Origin of the sequence: Streptomyces mangrovisoli, from assembly GCF_000974985.2 — a bacterium.
Taxonomy (GTDB): Bacteria; Actinomycetota; Actinomycetes; order Streptomycetales; family Streptomycetaceae; genus Streptomyces; species Streptomyces mangrovisoli.
On sequence record NZ_LAVA02000154.1, the window covers coordinates 1 to 17,625 of the forward strand.

Consider the following 17,625-nt stretch of genomic DNA (forward strand, 5'->3'; position numbering starts at 1 on the left):
GGGCTGGGCTGCGGGCTGGGCGGAGGGGGCGGGGCCGGGCCGTGTGCTGAGCGCAGGGGGGGTCGGGCAAGGTCACCGTCGCGACCCGCCCCCCGGTGAATCGCCGTCTCTAGCGGGCCAGTTCGCCGAGGAGCGCCCAGGTGCGTCGGCGGTCCTCGTCCCCGGCGATCTCGGTGCCGGAGAACACGACCTCGGTCGCACCGGCGTCCCGGTAGCGCCGTACGTCGGCCTCGACGGTCTTCTCGTCGCCGATGACGGCCACGTCCGCGGCCCGTTGGCCGCCGGAGAGTTCGATGACCCGTGCGTAGGACGGGATCCGTTCGTAGAACGCGAGGTTCTCGACGGCCGTGGCCCGCACCGCGTCCACCTGGTCAGTGACCACGCCGGGGACCAGGGCCACGATCCTGGGCGCGGGGCGTCCCGCGGCCTCGGCCGCGGCGGTCACCGCGGGCACGATGTGTTCGGCCAGGGCTCGCGGGCCCGCGAGGTAGGGGAGGATTCCGTCCGCCAGTTCGCCGCTGACCCGCAGCGCCTGCGGGCCCATCGCGGCGACCAGCAGCGGGACCCCGGACTCCGCCCCGGGGACGCGTGCCGGAACCGGCGTGGTGGCGGTGAGCAGTTCCCCGTGGAAGTCGGCGCTGCCGGTCTCGGTCAACTGCCTGAGCGCCGTGAGGAATTCGCGCAGGCGGGCGACGGGCCGCTCGAAGGGCAGGCCGAAGCCGGTCTCCGTGAGGAGCTTCGTCCCGAGCGCCAGGCCCAGGTGGTAGCGGCCGTGTGTGGCGGCCTGGGCGGTCTGGGCCTGGCTGGAGACGAGCAGCGGGTGCCGGCCGAAGACGGGGATCGCGGACGTGCCCACGTGCAGGCCGGGCACCTCGCGTACCACGATCGCCGCGAGTTGGGGCGAGTCGGCGCCGAAGGTCTGGCCGAACCGGGCAGAGCGCAGACCCAGGTCCGCGGCCTCCCGGGCCAGCTGTACCGTGGCATCGACCTGATGGGGTGCGGCGGTTGCGTCGAGTGCTACTCCGACAGTCATGCTGGTGCGAACGGGCCTTGTCCGAGACCGCATTCCGTTTCCACCGTGACAACTGTTCGTCGTTCTTGCGTCGTTCGCCGACGACTCGGACGCCCGGGAAGGATGAGGTGGCTCGCGCGTGAGACTCACCGTCGACGACGACTGGACCGCAACCGTGACCGGCGAACCGCTGTGCCTCGCACCGCGGTTCGACGTCCGGGATCTGCGGGTGCGCGTCGCGCCCTACGCGGACGTCGACGAGCGCGGGCGGTTCCTGCTGGACACCTTCGGCAGCAAGCCGTGGCTGTGGGACACGCCCGACGAACTCCGGTTCGCCCCGGACGGCCGGGAACTGGTCGGCGCCGAGTTCCAGATCCCCGGTGCGGAGGCGGCCGACGCCGAGGACGCCGCCCGCGTGCCCGCCGCGCCTCCCGTACGGCCGGGCGGGCTCCGCGCGGCCGAGTCGCGGGACTTCCGTCTGGAGGTGACCTCCGAGCTGTGCCGCGGACCCGGCGACTCGGTGCTGACCTGCCTGCGCGACCTCGACGTCCTCGACGAGCCGCTGGAGGCCCGGATCGGCATCGCACCCGACGTGGCGCTGCTGGTGCAGCACGGCACGGTCGTGGGCTGGAGCCTCACGGATCCCGTACGCCACCTGACCACCGGCTTCGACGCCCCCGACCCGGCACCCCCGGCCCCGGCCACCCGGCAGCTCCTGACCGCCTGCCTGGACGTCGTCACCACGCCGCTGCTCGACGAGGTGCGGGACCGCAAGCCGGCCGCCCTGGCCCGGCTCCAGGAGATCCACCGGGCGCTGCGCACCCTTCATAAGGACCGCCGCCGAGCCGACGCGCTGCTTTCTCTCATCGGCCCGCTGGTGGAGGACGGGGCCCCGTCAGGAACCCGGGGTCACGGGCCCGTTCAGGAGTCGTGGCCCGTCACTTTCTTCGAGTAGGCGTCGTGCCAGGCGGCCTTCGCCCCGGAGTCACCGATCCGGTAGACGTCCACGATCGCTCCCGCCGCGACGGCCAGCGACAGCACGCCGACGACGATCCGTACCGGCAGGGTGGACCAGCGCGCGCGACCGCCCGGCCCGGACTCCGCGGGAACGGGCCGCGCCGCCCACCACACCACCGCCGCCAGCACGAACAGGCCGAACGCCCACGGCAGCAGCCCGTCGCCCAGCTCGGCGTGCCGGCGCACCAGGGCGCCTCCGTCGACATGCCGCTCCAGCCATTCGCCGGCCTGGGTGGTCAGCGGCACGCTGACCAGGGCCACCAGCGCGAGCGCCGGCAGAAGTATGCCGAGCCGTCTGGCCGCGCGCGGCCAGAGCGCCGCCGCCACCAGGGCCAGCGCGACGAGCGGGACCAGCACGACCACCACGTGGACAAGCAGCACATGGGCGGGCAGGCCGTTGATCAGGGTCATTCGGAGGCTCCTCAAGAGGCGGCACGGGCGCGCCAGCCTCGCACAGCAACCTCTCAGCGGGCTCTCAGCCTCCGAGGGGGAGACCGCGGGCGGCCGGCACAGCGACAGCCGTTCAGGCGGCGGCGTGGGGGTGGGCGCCGAGGGTTCGGGCATACGGCACTCCTGCGGCTTCGTCGATGTGGGAGGAGACGGCCCCCGCTGAGCTGCCGTGCGGAAACCGGGTTCTGTGGCGGCGCCTCGCTCCGTGACCCGCGGCCGCCGACGGCACCGAAACCTGTCACTGCACCCGGACGGCCGTACCGGCCCGTCCCCGCCCGTCGTTCGACCGGCCCGTTCCCAGGAGTACGCACCAGTCCCCAGAGGGAGAGTCCGTCATGAAGATCGTGTCCGCCGAAGTGATCGTCACCAGCCCGGGGCGCAACTTCGTCACCCTGCGCCTCACCACCGAGGACGGCGTCGTCGGCCTCGGCGACGCCACGCTCAACGGCCGCGAACTGGCCGTCGAGTCCTATCTGGACCACCATCTCGTGCCGCTGCTCATCGGCAGCGACGCCTCCCGCATCGAGGACACCTGGCAGCAGCTCTACCGCGGCGCCTACTGGCGGCGCGGCCCCGTGACGATGGCGGCGATCGCGGCCGTGGACACCGCCCTGTGGGACATCAAGGCCAAGTGCGCAGGGATGCCGCTCTACCAGCTCCTCGGCGGCGCCTCCCGGATCGGCGCCCTCGCCTACGGCCACGCCTCCGGGCGCGACATACCCGAACTCCTCGACTCCATCAGGGAACACCTGGCCCAGGGCTACCGCGCCATCCGCGTCCAGAGCGGCATCCCCGGTTTCGAGTCGGTCTACGGCGTGGCCGCCTCCGGCGGCGGGGACCGCTACGACTACGAACCCGCCCGCCCCACCAGCGACGACCGCCCCCGCCCCACCGTCGAGACCTGGGACACGCGTGCCTACCTGCGGCACCTGCCCACCGTCTTCGAAGCGGTCCGTGCCGAGTTCGGCCCCGAACTGCCGCTCCTGCACGACGGCCACCACCGGATGCGGCCCATCGAGGCGGCCCGGCTCGGCAAGTCCCTCGAACCGTACGACCTGTTCTGGCTGGAGGACGCCACACCCGCCGAGGACCCGTCGGCCCTGCGCTGGATCCGGCACCACACCACGACCCCGCTGGCCATCGGCGAGGTCTTCAACTCCATCCACGACTACGTCCCGCTGCTCAGCGAGCGGCTGATCGACTACGTCCGTTCCGCCGTGACCCACACCGGCGGTGTGACCGGCATGAAGAAGCTGCTGGACCTCGCCGCCCTGCACGGCGTGAAGTCCGGGATGCACGGCCCCACCGACATCTCCCCGGTCGGCATGGCCGCCGCCCTCCATCTGGACCTGGCCGTGCACAACTTCGGCATCCAGGAGTACATGCGGCACTCGGCGCGGACCCTGGAGGTCTTCCGCACCTCCTACCGCTTCGAGGACGGGCTGCTGCATCCGTCCGACACCCCGGGGCTCGGCGTCGACCTCGACGTGGCGGCGGCCCGCCGCTTCCCCTACCGGCAGGCGTATCTGCCCGTCGCCAGGCTCCGGGACGGAACCGTCCACGACTGGTGACCCGCGCGTACCGGAAGGTCAGTCGCGCAGCGACGCCAGCGCGGCCGCGACCCGCTCCGTCGCCTCCGGCGGGGTCGACGCGTGCGGGGAGAGTCTCAGCGAGTCGGCCCGCACCGTGGGGGTGACCCCCTCGGCGTGCAGCGCCTTCGCGACCAGGGACGGTTCGTGGCCGGGCATCGCGAAGGACAGGATGCCCGCCCGCCGCGCCGGATCGGCGGGGGACAGGACGCTTCCGCCGTACCGCCGTACGACCTCGGTGAGTTCGGTGACCCGGGTGGCGATCGACGCCTCGATCGCCGGGACGGTGTGCCGCTCGACGAGGTCGAGGGCGGCCGCGAACGAGGCCGCTGTCACCGGGCTGAGGTTGGTGATCGACCAACGGCCCGCGCCCGGGGCCGGCGGGTGCTCATCGCCGTCGAAGAGGCCGACCTCCTCGACGCCGGTCCAGCCGGTCAGGACCGGTTCCAGCGCGGTCAGGGCGCGGTCGGAGAGGGTCGCGAAGCCGGTCGCCCAGCCGGCACGCAGCCACTTCTGGCCGCCCGCCACGACCACGTCGGCGGCTCCCCACTCCATCTCCGTCACGCCGAACGCCTGGATGGCGTCGACGATCAGCAGCCGGTCGGGCCCGATCGCCTCGCGCAGCGCCGCCAGGTCGACGCGGAAGCCGGTACGGAAGTCGACGGCGCTGACGGAGACGGCGACCACGTCCTCGTCGAGCGCGGCGCGCACCAGCTCGGGGGTGACGCCGCCGCCGGGCACCGGGTCGAGCCAGCGGGGCGTGGCCCGCCCGAGCTCCGCCGCACGGCGCCACGGGTAGTGGTTGGCGGGGAAGTCGCTGCGCGGGGCGAGGACGGCGCCTTCCCTGATGCCGAGCGCGGCGTGGAACAGGCCGGTGGAGGCGTTGGGCAGCAGCACGGTGTGCTCGGCGTCGGTGCCCGCGAGGCGGGCGGCCGTGTCCCGCGCGACCCCTTCCGCCCGCATCAGCCCGTCCACGGTGGTGTGGTCGGCGCGGGCGGACCCCGCCAGGGCCTGCGCGGTGGCGGCCACGGCGTCCCGTGACGGCGGCCCGAACCGCGCGAAGTCGAGATACCCGGCGGGCGTGTCGAAGTGGGCGGCGTACGACGTGAGCACGTGGCTCGTCCTTCCGGGTGGTGCGGGTCGGTGCGGGCGGGCGGCGCAAGAGGCGCTCCGGTGGCGGGTACGGCGGTCCGCGGCGCGGGCCGCCGTACACCCGTCCGTCCCGAGCGTACGGAACGACCGGGAAAGCCGGACGGCCGGGCGGGGTGTCGCTCCCCGCCCGGCCGTCCTGTCCTGTGAGCGCCTCGGCTCAATGGCCGCCCGCGTCTTCCGGGCGGGCGTGGCGGGGCAGGAGGAACGCGAGCAGGAAGGTCAGCGCGAGCATCCCGTCGACGACCCACAACAGCGTCTTCATGACCGTTCCGAAGCCGGTCTCGAAGGCCGACGCGGCGGTGGTCTGCAGGGCGGCGGGTATCTTCGCGGCGGCCTCGGGCGAGGTCACCGCGGCACGCGTGTCCTTCTCCAGGCGGGCGCAGGACGCCGGGGTCGCCTCGGAGTCCTTGGCCGTGGCCCGGTCGGAGGCGCAGCGGCGCAGGTCGGCGACGATGCGGTCCTGCGTGGCCGGCGCGACGTGCGCGGCGGCGAGCTGCGTACGCAGGCTGCCCGCGTGGTGGTCGACGGCCGAGCCGATCCCGCCGCCCAGCAGTCCGAAGAACACCGTGCCGAGGATGGCCACGCCGAACGCGCCGCCGAGCTGCTGCATCGCGGTCATCGTGCCGGACGCCGAACCCGTCTCGTGCTGTTCGACGCTGGCCAGCACGATGTCGAAGAACGGCGCCATGAGCAGCCCCATGCCGATGCCGGTGACGAGCAGCGACGGCACGAGCTGCCACGGGCCGACGCCGCTGCCCACCATGTCCAGGGTGAGCCACACGCCGAACACGCCGAGTGCCATGACCAGCGCGCCTGCCTGGAGCACCGCACGCCCGAAGCGGGCGACGCCCTGGGCGACACCGAAGCCGACGATCATGCCGCCGGACCAGGGCACCATCACCAGGCCGGCCTTCAGCGGCGAGTAGCCGAGGCCGATCTGGGTGTACAGGTTGAAGACCAGCATGAAGCCCTGCATGGTCGAGAAGAAGACCAGGCCGAGCGTCATGCCCCCGCTGAAGCCGCGCTTGCGGAACAGGCTCGGTACGACCAGCGGGTCCAGACCGGCCTTGCTGCGCCGGGACTCGTACACCCCGAAGACGGCGAAGACCACCACCGAGGCGCCCATCATCACGAACGCCCACGCGGGCCAGTCGTACTCGCGGCCCTGCACCAGCGGGAAGATGATCAGCAGCGCGGCCAGCGAGACGAGGAACATGCCGGGTATGTCGAGGCGCGGCTTGTCCCCGGACTGGGTCGTCGGCAGGTAGCGCAGCGCGCCGAGGATGGCGGCGATTCCCAGCGGCAGGTTGATCAGGAAGATCATCCGCCAGCCGGTGCCGAAGTAGTCCGCGTCGACCAGCCAGCCCGCCAGGATCGGCCCGCACACCGCGGACAGACCCATGACCGGGCCGAACATGCCGAACGCCTTCTGCGACTCCTGCGGCGGGAACATCTCCTTGATCATGCCGAGGCCCTGTGGCAGCATCACCGCGCCGAACAGGCCCTGCACGACCCGCGCGCTGATCAGCATCTCGGGCGAGACGGAGACGGCGCACAGCAGCGAGCCGACGGTGAAGCCCGCGGCACCCACCAGGAACATCGTCCGACGGCCGTGGATGTCGCCGAGCCGCCCGCCGGTCACGAGGCCGACGGCCATCGAGAGGGTGTAGGCGGCGGCGAGCCACTGCAGGGTGGAGGCGCCGCCGCCGAGGTCGGCCCGCATGGAGGGGCCGGCGATGTTCGTGACCACGGCGTCGAGCAGATCCATCACCTCGGCCGCGAGGATCACGAACAGCGCAGCCCAGCGCCACCGGTAGGGCGCTGGAGTGTCGGTGGGCGTCTCTGCGGACGCGACACCGGTGGTGGACATGGGGACTCCTCGGTCGGGCAGGCCGCACCGCGGCGACGATCCGCGGGGGCGGTGGATGGAATGAGTCGGAGAACAGTGTTCACTGTAACGGAACACCGCTCACCGAGAGAACGCTGTTCATTAAGATATAGCGCAATCGCGTTGCCGGGACAAGATATATCGCGTGTCGTCACCCGGGGGTGGCATCCGGCCCCGGCCGCCGCGCGAGGAGCGGCGCCGTGAACGCCCGTATCGGAGCCTTGGGCATCGGAGCCGCCGGCATGGGCGCCGCGAACGCCCGTGTCACCGCCGCGATGAACGGCGCTCACCCGCGGAGAACACTGTTCTGCCCCTGCCTAGACTGTCCTCATGAGCGACCCGGCCGCGGACACCCCCGCCTCCCCTCCGCCGTCCCCCTGGGAGCGCAAGCGCCGCGCCCGCTCCCAGTCCGGTCCCGTGCGCGCCCCCCTGTCCCGTGAACGGGTCGTCGACGCCGCCTTCGAGGTGCTCGACCGGCAGGGGTTCGACGGATTGTCCATGAGGCAGGTCGCGGCCGAACTCGGGGTCACGGTCTCGGCTCTCTACGCCCATGTCAGCTCCAAGGACGACCTGCTGGAGTTGATGTACACCCGGATGTTCGACGGCCTGGACGTTCCCCGGCCCGACCCGGACCGGTGGCAGGAGGAGATCCGGGACTACGCCCGCTCGGGACGTCGCTTGCTGCTGGCCCATCGCGACATGGCCCGGATCTCCATGGCGCACGTGCCCTTCACCGCCGAACTGCTGCCCCATGTCGAGGGGCTGCTCGCCGTCTTCCGCAGCGCCGGGCTGCCCGACCGGATCGCGGCGGAGGCCAGCGACCTCATCTCCACCTACATCGACGGGTTCGTCCTGGAGGAGGACATGTGGCGCGACCGCGCCGCGGGTCCCGGCGACTCCGGCACGTCCCTGGCCCGCCCCGACTGGCGGGAGATGGCCGGCGAGATGCAGGACTACTTCGCGTCCCTGCCCGAGGAGGACTTCCCCCATCTACGGGCGCTGGCGCGGGTGATGGTGACGGACTCCTCGGACGAACGGTTCGACATCGGCCTGGAGATCATTCTGCGGGGGCTGGCGAGCTATCTGCCGGACAGGAAGGCGGGGCCGGACGGGACGGCGGCGCCGGACGCGACGGCGGCGCCGGACGGGACGGGGCGCGGTTCCGGTACCTCCTAGGCGGCCCGGCCCTCGCCCCCGTCCGGCCTGGCGTCACCCCGGTCCACCATGGTCCGCCCCGATCCCGCGCAGAATCGCGAACGCCCGCAGCAAAGGCGCGGGCCCCCGGTCGTCGATGCCCGACGCGCGGCGGGTGCGGCGGGTGCGCAGCACCGCGCGCACCGCGGACAGCGCGGCCCCGGCGATCACCGCCGCCTCGAGGTCGCCGTCCTCGGTGTCCGGCGGCAGCCTGCGCTGCACCAGTACGGTGAGCCGCTCCTCGAACTCCGAGAAGGCCTGCACGAGACGGGCCGTGACCACCCGCTCGATGTCCTCCAGCGGGTGGCTGAGCGCCGTCAGCGTCGAGGCGGCGAACGGCTCGGCTGCCGCCAGCAGCGCGTTGCACACCGCGTCGAAGGGGTCCTCGTCCGCCGGTCGCGCGGCCAGCGCCTGCTCGACGTAGGAGAAGATCTCGACGCCGTCCGGCAGCAACAGCGCTTCCTTGCCGTCGAAGTAGCGGAAGAACGTGCGCACGGAGACGTTCGCGTATGCGGCGATGTCCGCCGCCGTCGTGGCCTCGAAGCCCCGCTCCTTGAACAGGCGCGCGGCGCCCTCCAGCAGCAGGCGCCGGGTCTCCTCCTTCTTGCGTTCGCGCAGTCCGGCGGGGGTGGTGTCACTCGGCATGGACGGAAGCCTCCGGCATGGTGTCGCGACTGTCAATTGGCACGAGTGTCACGCGAGACGGGTCGCGAAAGCAAAGTGGCATGACTGCCACTTGTCATGCATGCCACTTTATCTCTAGGGTCCATCCCACTCGCGACCTGTTCCTCCGCGCCCCGATCCTGCGCGACCCGTTCCTCTGTGGGAGACCAAGGTGCCCCGACCCGCACAGCAACCGCCGGCCACGGCGGTCACAGACGCAGACGCGCCGACCGACGGCGGCCGGCCCCACGGCCCCGACGCGCCGCACGGTGTGCTCGGCCGACTCGGCGGCGCCTGCGCCCGGCACCCCGTCCTGGTCGTCGCCGCCTGGCTGCTGGTCCTCGTCGCGGCCCTGGCCGGTCGTCACCTCGCCGCGCCCACCTACAACGACCAGGTCAGCCTGCCCGGCACCGCCTCGCACACCGGCGCCGACCTGCTCGCCCGCTCCCTGCCCGAGGCCGGCCGACCGGGCGGCAAGGTCGTCTTCCACACCGACTCGGGCACCCTGGCCGACCAGCGCGCCGCCCTGGACAGCACCCTCGCCGGCCTGCGCGCCCTGCCGCACGTCGTCTCCGTCTCCGACCTCGTGACCAGCACCGACGGACGCACCGCCGACACCACCGTCTCCTTCGACCAGCAGCTCAAGAACCTCGGCCACGACTACACGGACCGACTCGACGGCGCGACCCGCCCCGCCCGTACGGCCGGCGTGGGCGTGGCCTACGGCGGCGACCTCGAACAGGTCGTACGCGAACCCGCGAACGACAAGCTGAGCGAAGGCGTCGGCGTCGCCGCGGCCCTGCTCATCCTGCTGCTCGCCTTCGGCAGCGTCCTCGCGGCGCTGCTGCCCCTGTTCACCGCGCTGATCAGCGTCGGCGCCGGACTCGGCGTCGTGGGGATCGTCGCCGCCACCGTCTCCTTCGCGACCTCCGCCACCACCCTCGCCGGCATGATCGGCCTGGGTGTCGGCATCGACTACGCCCTCTTCCTGACCACCCGCTTCCGCCAGGACCTCATCGAAGGGCGCGACCCCGTCGAGGCCGCCGCCCGCACCGCGCACACCACCGGACGCGCCGTCCTCGTCGCCGCCCTGACCGTCGCCGTCGCCATGCTCAGCCTCTACGGCTGCGGGCTGAGCTTCATCGGCAGGCTCGGACTCGCCGCCACGCTGGCGGTGATCGTGACGGCCGCCGCCGCCCTCACCCTCGTACCGGCGGCCCTGGGACTGGTCGGCCGGCACGTCGACCGGATCCGGGTGCGCCGGCCCGTCGCCGAGAGCGGTGGCGCCGACGACGCCTGGCACCGCTACGCGCGCCTGGTCGCGCGCCGTCCCTGGACCTTCCTCGGCGTCGGCCTCGCCGTCCTCGGTCTGTGCGCGGTGCCGCTGTTCGCCATGCGCCTCGGCCATGTCGACGCGGGCGCGGACCGGCCCGGCACCAGCACCCGCACCGCCTACGACTGGATCGCCGACGCCGACGGACCGGGCTTCGGACCCGGCGCGAACGGTCCCGTCGTCGCCGTGGTGGATCTCGGCTCCGCGCACGCCTCCGCTGACCGCGTCACGCAGGACGTGACCACCGCGCTCCACGCCGCCCACGGAGTCGCGTCCTTCACCCCCGTCCGGCCGAGCAAGGACGGCAAGGTCCTCGTCACCACCCTCACCCCGGCCACCGGCCCCCAGGACGCCGCGACCGCCACCCTCCTCGACACCCTCTCCGACCACACCCTGCCCACCGCCCTGCACGGCACCGGAGCCACCGCCTACCTCACCGGCAGCGTCGCCGGGCAGGCCGACTTCCGGCACACCGTCGGCGCACGGCTGCCGCTCGTCATCGGCATCGTGCTCGTCCTCGCCTTCCTGCTGCTCATGACGGTCTTCCGCAGCGTGGTCATCCCGCTGAAGGCGGTCGTCCTCAACGTCTTCACCACGGCGGCGTCGTACGGCGTCCTCGTCATGGTCTTCCAGTGGGGCTGGGGCGACTCCCTGCTCGGGCTGTCCGAGCCCGTGCCCATCGAGTCGTACGTCCCGATGATGATGTTCGCGATCACCTTCGGGCTCTCCATGGACTACGAGATCTTCCTGCTGTCCCGGATCGCCGAGGCGTGGCACCGCACCGGCGACAACCGGATCGCCGTGGGGGAGGGGCTGTCCGCCACCGCCCGCGTCATCTCCGCGGCCGCCTTCATCATGACCGCCGTGTTCCTGTCCTTCACCACCTCGCCGACGGTGGTCGTCAAGATGCTCGCCCTGGGGCTGGCGATCAGCGTCGTCGTCGACGCGACCGTGGTCCGTCTGGTCCTCGTGCCGTCCGCGATGTTCCTGATGGGCCGGGCGAACTGGTGGATACCGCGGCGGCTCGACCGCATCCTGCCGCGGCTGCACGCCTGAACCCCCGAACCCCCCTGACGCCTGCACGCCCCACCCCCTGCGGGCCCGACCCCTTGCCTGCCCGTGCCCCTGCCCGTCCGCCCGTCGACGACCCGGAGCGAGTCACCCGATGATCTGGAACCAGCGGAAGCACCGGCGAAGGGTGCTCGTACTCGTCGTCGGCGCGGCGGTGCTCGCCGCCCTCGTCGGCGCGACCGACCTGCTCGTCGGCCACCGTGCCGAACAGCGGGTCGCCGCGCAGGCCCGGCGCCGTCTGAAGCCGGACGGACCGGTGCGGGTCGACCTCACCACCCCCCTCGCGGGCCTGCGCACGCTCGGCGGACACCTCGGCGACGTGCGGGTGAGCGCCGACGGCGTGCACCGCGAGCAGACGGTGATGGACGTGACCGCCCGGCTGAACGACGTCACCACCCACGGCACCAGCGCCGGCGGCACCGGGACCGCCACCGTCGGATACGACCAGGTCGCGCGCCGCACGGGCGCACGGGCCGACGGCCTCACCGCCACCGGCCGGGACGGCGACCTGGTCCTCGAGGGCCCCGTGGGGAACCTCGGTCTGCCGGTGACCGTGCGCGCCGAACTCACCACCACGGCGCACAGCCTGACCGTCACGCCGACCACGGTGAGCGTCCTCGGCCGCACCACACCGGTCCGCGACCTCACAGATCTGCCGTCCGGCTCCCCGCTCCGGGAGGCGCTGCGCCCCCGCACCCTCCCGGTGACCGGGCTGCCCCACGGCATCGCCCTGACCTCCGCACACGCCGCCGACGACGGTCTCGCGCTCGCCTTCTCCGTCGCCCCCGGTCCGACACCGGGCGGAAAGGCAACGAGCGCGACCCCATAAGCTGGAGGGACGTGCAACCGGCGGGCCACAGCGCGCCGGACCACGGACCGAGCGTGAGGGAGAGACGGATGACAGCGCAGAACCAGCGGGCCGTACTGGCGGGCGGCTGCTTCTGGGGCATGCAGGACCTGATCCGCAAGCAGCCCGGCGTGGTGGCCACCCGCGTCGGCTACAGCGGCGGCGACACGCCCAACGCCACGTACCGCAACCACGGCGACCACGCCGAGGCCATCGAGATCCTCTTCGACCCGGCCGCCACCAGCTACCGCGACCTGCTCGAATTCTTCTTCCAGATCCACGACCCGACCACCAGGGACCGCCAGGGCAACGACCTCGGCCGCAGCTACCGCTCCGCCATCTACTACACGGACGAGGAGCAGCACCGCGTCGCCGTCGACACCATCGCGGACGTCGAGGCGAGCGGCCTGTGGCCGGGCAAGGTCGTCACCGAGGTGGAGCCGGTCGGCGACTTCTGGGAGGCCGAACCCGAGCACCAGGACTACCTGGAGCGCTACCCCAACGGCTACACCTGCCACTTCCCCCGCCCCAACTGGAAGCTGCCCCGCCGGGCCAGCTCCACGGCCGGCTGACCGCAGTCGGGGCCAAGCGTCCACGCGCCCGGTACCGCGGAAGGTGCCGGGCGCCGGGCGGTGCGTGATCCTGTAGGGGTGTCTGGTGTCCCAGCCGCCCGCATCCCGGCCGCCTACCGCGACCCGGGTCGCCAGGCGGTGCGCGTCACGCTCGCCGCCACGGTCGCGTTCCTCTTCTTCCGCTACGGCCTGAACCGCCCCGTACCCGCCACCTACGCGCTCTTCTCCGTGGTGGCGCTGGGCGGCCTGTCCAAGATCCCCGGCACCGGCCGGCAGCGCGCCGCGGTCGTGCTGCGCATGATCCCGGTGTGCTGGCTGCTGATCGTCGTCGGCACCTATCTCTCGGTGCGGACCTGGACCGCCGTCGTCGGGATGCTGATCGTCGGCTTCGCGCTGGCCTTCTCCGCCATCGGCGGCCCCCGCCCCGCGGGCGCCGCCCCCGGCCTGCAACTCCTCTACATCCTGCCGTCCTTCCCCCCGTACGATCCGAGCTCGCTCGACGACCGGCTCCTCGGTACGACCGTCGGGCTGGCCCTGCTCGTGCTGTCCGAGGCGCTGATCTTCCCCGAACCCGCCCCGCCCGCCTACCGGGACCGGGCCGCGTCCGCCGCCCGGACCGCCGCCCACTGCGCCACGCTGCTCGCCGAACCCCCCTACGCCCTCACCGACGACGACATCCTGTCGGCCCGTACGGCAGGGCGCTCGCTGCGGTCGATGTCCGTCCCCGAAGCCGAACGCCCCGCGGGACCGGGAACCCGCGACCGTGCCCTCACCCACACCGGGCTGGCCGAACGCACCCTCCTCACCCGGCTGAGCGAGTTCCGCACGCCGTCGGCCCCGGGCCCCGGCCCCGGACCTGCCGTGACCTCCGTACTGGAGGCGGTGGCCCGCCTCTCCACGGCGACCGCCACCCGCCTCACGTCCGGGCCGTCGCCCCTGGCCCCGTACGGGGAACTCATCGAGGCCCGCGCCCGCCTCGCCGCCCTCTCCGCGGGCCCCACCCCGCCCCAGACATCGGCCCAGACCCAGACCCAGACCCAGACCCCGGCCCCGGCCCCGGACTCCCGCCCGGCCGGGCCGTCCGCTCCCGCCCCGGCGGCCTCGCTCGTGTCCGCAGGGTCCGTGTCCGCCCAGCTCGCGGCCGCGCCCGCCCCGGCCGCGGAGTTCCCGCCGGCCGTGCTGCGCCGGCACGCCGCCACCCTCGAGATCGCCGACGCCGCCCTCGCCATGGCCGCCGCGGCCGACCTCGCGGCCGGTGGCCGGCGCTGCGCCCTGCCCGTGCCGACCGGCCGTTTCTGGTACGCCGACGACCCGGCCCCCATGCTGTGGTGGCACCGCGTGCGCGGGCACGCCGGCCGCCGGTCGGTGTTCTTCCAGAACGCCGTCCGCCTGGCACTCGCCCTGACCGCGGCCCGGCTGGTGGCCGGTCTCGACACCCTCCCGCACGGCTTCTGGGCCATGCTCGCGACCCTGACCCTCACCCGCACCACCATGGACGAGACGCGGACCACCATCCGCCGCGCTCTGACCGGCACCCTCGCGGGTGCCCTGGTGGTGGCGGCGACGCTCACCCTGGTCGGCTCCCACACGCTCGTCTACGCCGTCGTACTGCCGGTGTGGATGCTGTTCGCCTTCACGGTCGGTCCGGTCAAGGGGGTCGGCTGGGCCCAGGGCCTGTTCACCGTGCTGGTCGCCCTCGTCTTCGCCCAACTGGAGGCCTCCTCCTGGCAACTGGCCGGGGTACGCGTGCTCGACGTGCTGATCGGCAGCACCATCGGTGCCGTCTTCGGCCTGCTGGCCTGGCCCCGCGGCGCCCACGACGAACTCCGCCACGCGGCGGCGGACCTGCTGCGCCGCGCCGCCGAGATCGTGGTGGCGACCGGCGCCTCGGTGGCGGACGGAGCGGTGGCCGCACCGGCCGGTGTCCCCGGCCACCTCTCCCTGCGCCGCGCCGTCATCCTCGCGGAGTCCGCCTACGCGCAGTTCCAGAGCGAGCCCACCCTGTTCGGGGGCCGCGCGGGCGGCAGACCGCTGCCCCAGATCGACTGGCAGGCCACCCTCATGGCCGGCCACCACACCCTGTGGGGATCGGAACGGCTGCTGCAGCCGCCGGTCACCGAACTGGACGAGGGCGCGGCGGAGACACTCAACGGGTGGGGCGACCGCGTCGCCGGGCGGATGCTGCTGGTATCCGCGGCGCTCGACCCCGGCAGCGAGACCCCCGCCGCCCGCGTGCCGGTGTTCGGCCCGCACGCCGACGGATGCAAGACGGAGCCGCCCGGCGCCCCCCGCCTCTACTACGCCACCGTCTCCTGGCTCGACGCCCTCATGCGCGACCTCACCCGCATCCCCCGGGGCGGCCCCGGCCCCCAGCGAAGCTGACCGAGCGGGCATGGCATCCCGCCGGGCGGCCCGCCGGCGGCTCGGCAGGGCCCCGCCGGGCCCACGCCCTCACGCCCCACCGACGTCGTACAGCCCGCCGAGCAGTTCGATCACCGCCGTCGTGGCCGGGTGCGGGTCGTCGCGCCACCACGCCAGCCGGACGGCCACGGGCTCGGCGTCGCGGACCTGGCGGTACACGACACCGGGGCGCGGATACTGATGGGCCGTCGACTCCGCCGTCATCCCCACACAGCGGCCGGAGCCGATCACGGTCAGCCAGTCGTCGACGTCATGGGTCTCCTCCGTCCGTGGCCGGGCGTCCGGCGGCCACAGCTCCGCCGTCGTCGTACCCGTGCGGCGGTCGATCAGCACCGTGCGCCCGGCGAGATCGGCGAGCCGCACCGAGCGTCGGCGCGCCAGCGGGTCGTCCGCGGCCATCGCGCACAGCCTGCGCTCCAGCCCGACGATCGCGGAGTCGAAGCGCCGATCGTCCGGCTCCCGCCGCACCACCGACAGATCGCAGGCACCCTCCGACAGACCGGCGGACGGGGAGTTGACCCGGACCAGGTGCAGCTCCGTCTCGGGCTGCCGCTCGGCCCAGCGCCGCTGGAAGGCCACGGTGTGGCGGCCGACGGCGGACCAGGCGTAGCCGACGCGCAGCCGGGTGTGCCCCGACGTGGCCTCCCGGACCAGCGCGTCCGCCTCCGCGAGCACGCGCCGCGCGTGCGCCACCACGCGCAGCCCGCTGCCCGTCGGCGTCACCTCCCGGGAGGTCCGGCGCAGCAGCCGTACGCCCAGCGCGCTCTCGAGGGACGCGAGCGTGCGGGAGACGGCCGCCTGCGAGACTCCGAGGACCACCGCGGCATCCGTGAACGTCCCCTCGTCGACGATCGCCACCAGACACCGCAGCTGACGCAGCTCGACACTCGTTCCTCCATCCATGACTTCAGCGTATAGATCTGCCGGATCATGCATTTTGCGCAAGCCACTTCTCCGCGCACCATCGGCTCATGGCAGCTGAGCCCGCGTCCGCGCTCCCCGACCCTGTGCCGCTCGCTCACCGGAAGCCCGTGGGCGGTTCGGGCCTGCCCGTCGACGCACCCCTGCCCAGCGGCGCCCGGCCGGCCGGAGCGGCCACGATGCTCGGCAGCGGGCTGTCCAACCAGATCGGTGCCGCTGTCGGCTCCCTCGCCTTTCCCGTACTCGGGCCCGCCGGTGTCGTGGCCGTGCGCCAGTACGTCGCGGCGGCCGTCCTGCTGGCCGTGGGCCGGCCCCGCCTGCGCTCGTTCACCTGGCGCCAGTGGTGGCCGGTGCTGTTGCTGGCCCTCGTGTTCGGCACCATGAACCTCTCCCTGTACACCGCCATCGACCGGATCGGTCTGGGCCTCGCCGTGATGCTGGAGTTCCTCGGCCCGCTGACCATCGCCCTCGCCGCCGCCCGTCGGCGCGTCGACGCCGCCTGTGCGGTGGTCGCGGCCGGCGGAGTCGTCGTACTCCTGCGTCCCCGGCCCTCCGCCGACTACCTCGGCATGGGGCTCGGGCTGCTCGCCGCCGCCTGCTGGGCCTCGTACATCCTGCTCAACCGGACGGTGGGCCGCCGGATACCGGGTGCGCAGGGCTCGGCCGCCGCGGCGTGCGTGTCCGCCGTCGTGTTCCTGCCCGTCGGGGCGGCCGTCGCGCTGCACCGTCCGCCGACCGCCGCCGCCCTCGCGTACGCGGTCGTCGCCGGGGTGCTGTCGTCAGCCGTGCCCTATCTCGCCGATCTGTTCACGCTGCGCCATGTCGCCGCGCAGTCCTTCGGTCTCTTCATGAGCGTCAACCCCGTGCTCGCCGCGCTCGTCGGCTGGGTCGGACTGGGGCAGGGCCTCGGGTGGGCGGAGGCCGGTGGGATCGCCGCGGTGGTCGCGGCCAACGCCTTCAGCATGGCGACGCGGGGGAGTTGACTCCAGGGCCTTCCCCAGGTTGCGCCAGAGTATGCCGCCCAGGATCGGAGCGCAGAGCATGAACAACAGCCAGCCGAGCTTGGGCAGATACCTGATCTGGTCGGCAGGTGTCCTGAGGCACTCGATCAGGGCGTGGACGTACAGCACGACCACCAGGGCGTACAGGACGCAGGCGAGGACGGCGAACATGGGGGTCACTCCTTGATCCTTGGGACTGGTGGGCCTCGCATTCCAAGGCCGCTCACCCCTTCATCGGACGACCCCTGCCGATCGGTTCACGCCCGGCACCCCATGAAATGTGACCCCCGTCACACGGTCATCTCGGTCGCGCGACCGCCCCTCCCCGACCGGCCCGGCCCCTCCCGACCCCCTCTTGACCCCCCTCCGCAGCCCACCTAGCCTCGGCTGGAAACAGCTGGACAGGCAGGGGTGCGACGATGACGGACCCGTACGACAGACCCCCGGCCGACGCGGCGGACGGTGCCGGCCGCCGGCCCCTTCAAGTGGAGACC

14 protein-coding genes and 1 pseudogene are annotated in these 17,625 nt (G+C 73.3%); 8 read left to right on the forward strand and 7 right to left on the reverse strand.

Annotated elements, in window-relative coordinates:
* Positions 1 to 109: 109 nt before the first annotated feature.
* Positions 110 to 1,033, reverse strand: a complete 924-nt coding sequence (locus WN71_RS38515; protein WP_046585245.1) for an LLM class F420-dependent oxidoreductase — start codon at positions 1,031 to 1,033, stop codon at positions 110 to 112.
* Between the two features lie 118 nt (positions 1,034 to 1,151).
* On the opposite strand from WN71_RS38515, the gene WN71_RS38520 reads away from it, so the two are divergent.
* Positions 1,152 to 1,967 (forward strand): hypothetical protein, encoded by an 816-nt coding sequence (locus WN71_RS38520; protein ID WP_046585247.1) that lies wholly within the window; start codon positions 1,152 to 1,154, stop codon positions 1,965 to 1,967.
* On the opposite strand, the gene WN71_RS38525 is transcribed toward WN71_RS38520, so the two are convergent.
* Positions 1,934 to 2,440 (reverse strand): DUF2231 domain-containing protein, encoded by a 507-nt coding sequence (locus WN71_RS38525; protein ID WP_046585249.1) that lies wholly within the window; start codon positions 2,438 to 2,440, stop codon positions 1,934 to 1,936. The genes WN71_RS38520 and WN71_RS38525 overlap by 34 nt on opposite strands.
* A gap of 374 nt (positions 2,441 to 2,814) precedes the next feature.
* On the opposite strand from WN71_RS38525, the gene manD reads away from it, so the two are divergent.
* Positions 2,815 to 4,050, forward strand: coding sequence for a D-mannonate dehydratase ManD (gene manD, locus WN71_RS38530; RefSeq protein WP_046585251.1), 1,236 nt, complete (start codon positions 2,815 to 2,817; stop codon positions 4,048 to 4,050).
* Between the two features lie 18 nt (positions 4,051 to 4,068).
* Here the strand turns inward: manD and WN71_RS38535 are convergent, their stop codons facing one another.
* Together WN71_RS38535 and WN71_RS38540 are read right to left on the reverse strand one after the other, a co-directional pair.
* A complete protein-coding gene (locus WN71_RS38535; RefSeq protein ID WP_046585253.1) occupies positions 4,069 to 5,181 on the reverse strand; it encodes an aminotransferase class V-fold PLP-dependent enzyme in 1,113 nt (370 codons plus the stop codon).
* Positions 5,182 to 5,377: 196 nt separating this feature from the next.
* Positions 5,378 to 7,090, reverse strand: coding sequence for an MFS transporter (locus WN71_RS38540; RefSeq protein ID WP_046585255.1), 1,713 nt, complete (start codon positions 7,088 to 7,090; stop codon positions 5,378 to 5,380).
* Positions 7,091 to 7,438: 348 nt separating this feature from the next.
* On the opposite strand from WN71_RS38540, the gene WN71_RS38545 reads away from it, so the two are divergent.
* Complete coding sequence (locus tag WN71_RS38545) at positions 7,439 to 8,284, forward strand: TetR/AcrR family transcriptional regulator (RefSeq protein WP_046585258.1); 846 nt, start codon at positions 7,439 to 7,441, stop codon at positions 8,282 to 8,284.
* A 33-nt stretch (positions 8,285 to 8,317) separates the two neighbouring features.
* On the opposite strand, the gene WN71_RS38550 is transcribed toward WN71_RS38545, so the two are convergent.
* On the reverse strand, positions 8,318 to 8,947 hold the full coding sequence (locus tag WN71_RS38550) for a TetR/AcrR family transcriptional regulator (protein WP_046585260.1): 630 nt from the start codon (positions 8,945 to 8,947) through the stop codon (positions 8,318 to 8,320).
* Between the two features lie 190 nt (positions 8,948 to 9,137).
* On the opposite strand from WN71_RS38550, the gene WN71_RS38555 reads away from it, so the two are divergent.
* From WN71_RS38555 to WN71_RS38570, 4 genes are all read left to right on the forward strand, one after another.
* Positions 9,138 to 11,354 (forward strand): MMPL family transporter, encoded by a 2,217-nt coding sequence (locus WN71_RS38555; protein ID WP_079178434.1) that lies wholly within the window; start codon positions 9,138 to 9,140, stop codon positions 11,352 to 11,354.
* Positions 11,355 to 11,463: 109 nt separating this feature from the next.
* Positions 11,464 to 12,198, forward strand: a complete 735-nt coding sequence (locus WN71_RS38560) for an LmeA family phospholipid-binding protein (protein ID WP_046585262.1) — start codon at positions 11,464 to 11,466, stop codon at positions 12,196 to 12,198.
* 68 nt (positions 12,199 to 12,266) lie between these two features.
* Positions 12,267 to 12,788: a peptide-methionine (S)-S-oxide reductase MsrA gene (msrA, locus tag WN71_RS38565; protein ID WP_046585265.1), complete on the forward strand. Its 522-nt coding sequence runs from the start codon at positions 12,267 to 12,269 to the stop codon at positions 12,786 to 12,788.
* Positions 12,789 to 12,866: 78 nt separating this feature from the next.
* The gene (locus tag WN71_RS38570) at positions 12,867 to 15,170 is read left to right on the forward strand and encodes an FUSC family protein (RefSeq protein WP_079178435.1); all 2,304 of its coding nucleotides are present in this window, start codon (positions 12,867 to 12,869) and stop codon (positions 15,168 to 15,170) included.
* Between the two features lie 69 nt (positions 15,171 to 15,239).
* Here the strand turns inward: WN71_RS38570 and WN71_RS38575 are convergent, their stop codons facing one another.
* A complete protein-coding gene (locus WN71_RS38575) occupies positions 15,240 to 16,112 on the reverse strand; it encodes a LysR family transcriptional regulator (protein ID WP_046585267.1) in 873 nt (290 codons plus the stop codon).
* 197 nt (positions 16,113 to 16,309) lie between these two features.
* Here WN71_RS38575 and WN71_RS38580 point away from each other — a divergent pair, with 197 nt between their 5' ends.
* Positions 16,310 to 17,113, forward strand: coding sequence for an EamA family transporter (locus WN71_RS38580; protein WP_046585367.1), 804 nt, complete (start codon positions 16,310 to 16,312; stop codon positions 17,111 to 17,113).
* 36 nt (positions 17,114 to 17,149) lie between these two features.
* On the opposite strand, the pseudogene WN71_RS43545 reads toward WN71_RS38580, so the two are convergent.
* Positions 17,150 to 17,302, reverse strand: a pseudogene (locus WN71_RS43545) (PLDc N-terminal domain-containing protein); the annotation flags it as partial.
* Between the last annotated feature and the right edge of the window lie 323 nt (positions 17,303 to 17,625).

Coding starts and splice junctions, on each gene's coding strand:
- WN71_RS38575 (WP_046585267.1), bottom strand. CDS start 16,112: ATGGATGGAGGAACGAGTGTCGAGCTGCGTCAGCTGCGGTGTCTGGTG.
- WN71_RS38525 (WP_046585249.1), bottom strand. CDS start 2,440: ATGACCCTGATCAACGGCCTGCCCGCCCATGTGCTGCTTGTCCACGTG.
- WN71_RS38550 (WP_046585260.1), bottom strand. CDS start 8,947: ATGCCGAGTGACACCACCCCCGCCGGACTGCGCGAACGCAAGAAGGAG.
- WN71_RS38560 (WP_046585262.1), top strand. CDS start 11,464: ATGATCTGGAACCAGCGGAAGCACCGGCGAAGGGTGCTCGTACTCGTC.
- WN71_RS38540 (WP_046585255.1), bottom strand. CDS start 7,090: ATGTCCACCACCGGTGTCGCGTCCGCAGAGACGCCCACCGACACTCCA.
- manD (WP_046585251.1), top strand. CDS start 2,815: ATGAAGATCGTGTCCGCCGAAGTGATCGTCACCAGCCCGGGGCGCAAC.
- WN71_RS38580 (WP_046585367.1), top strand. CDS start 16,310: ATGCTCGGCAGCGGGCTGTCCAACCAGATCGGTGCCGCTGTCGGCTCC.
- WN71_RS38545 (WP_046585258.1), top strand. CDS start 7,439: ATGAGCGACCCGGCCGCGGACACCCCCGCCTCCCCTCCGCCGTCCCCC.
- WN71_RS38515 (WP_046585245.1), bottom strand. CDS start 1,033: ATGACTGTCGGAGTAGCACTCGACGCAACCGCCGCACCCCATCAGGTC.
- msrA (WP_046585265.1), top strand. CDS start 12,267: ATGACAGCGCAGAACCAGCGGGCCGTACTGGCGGGCGGCTGCTTCTGG.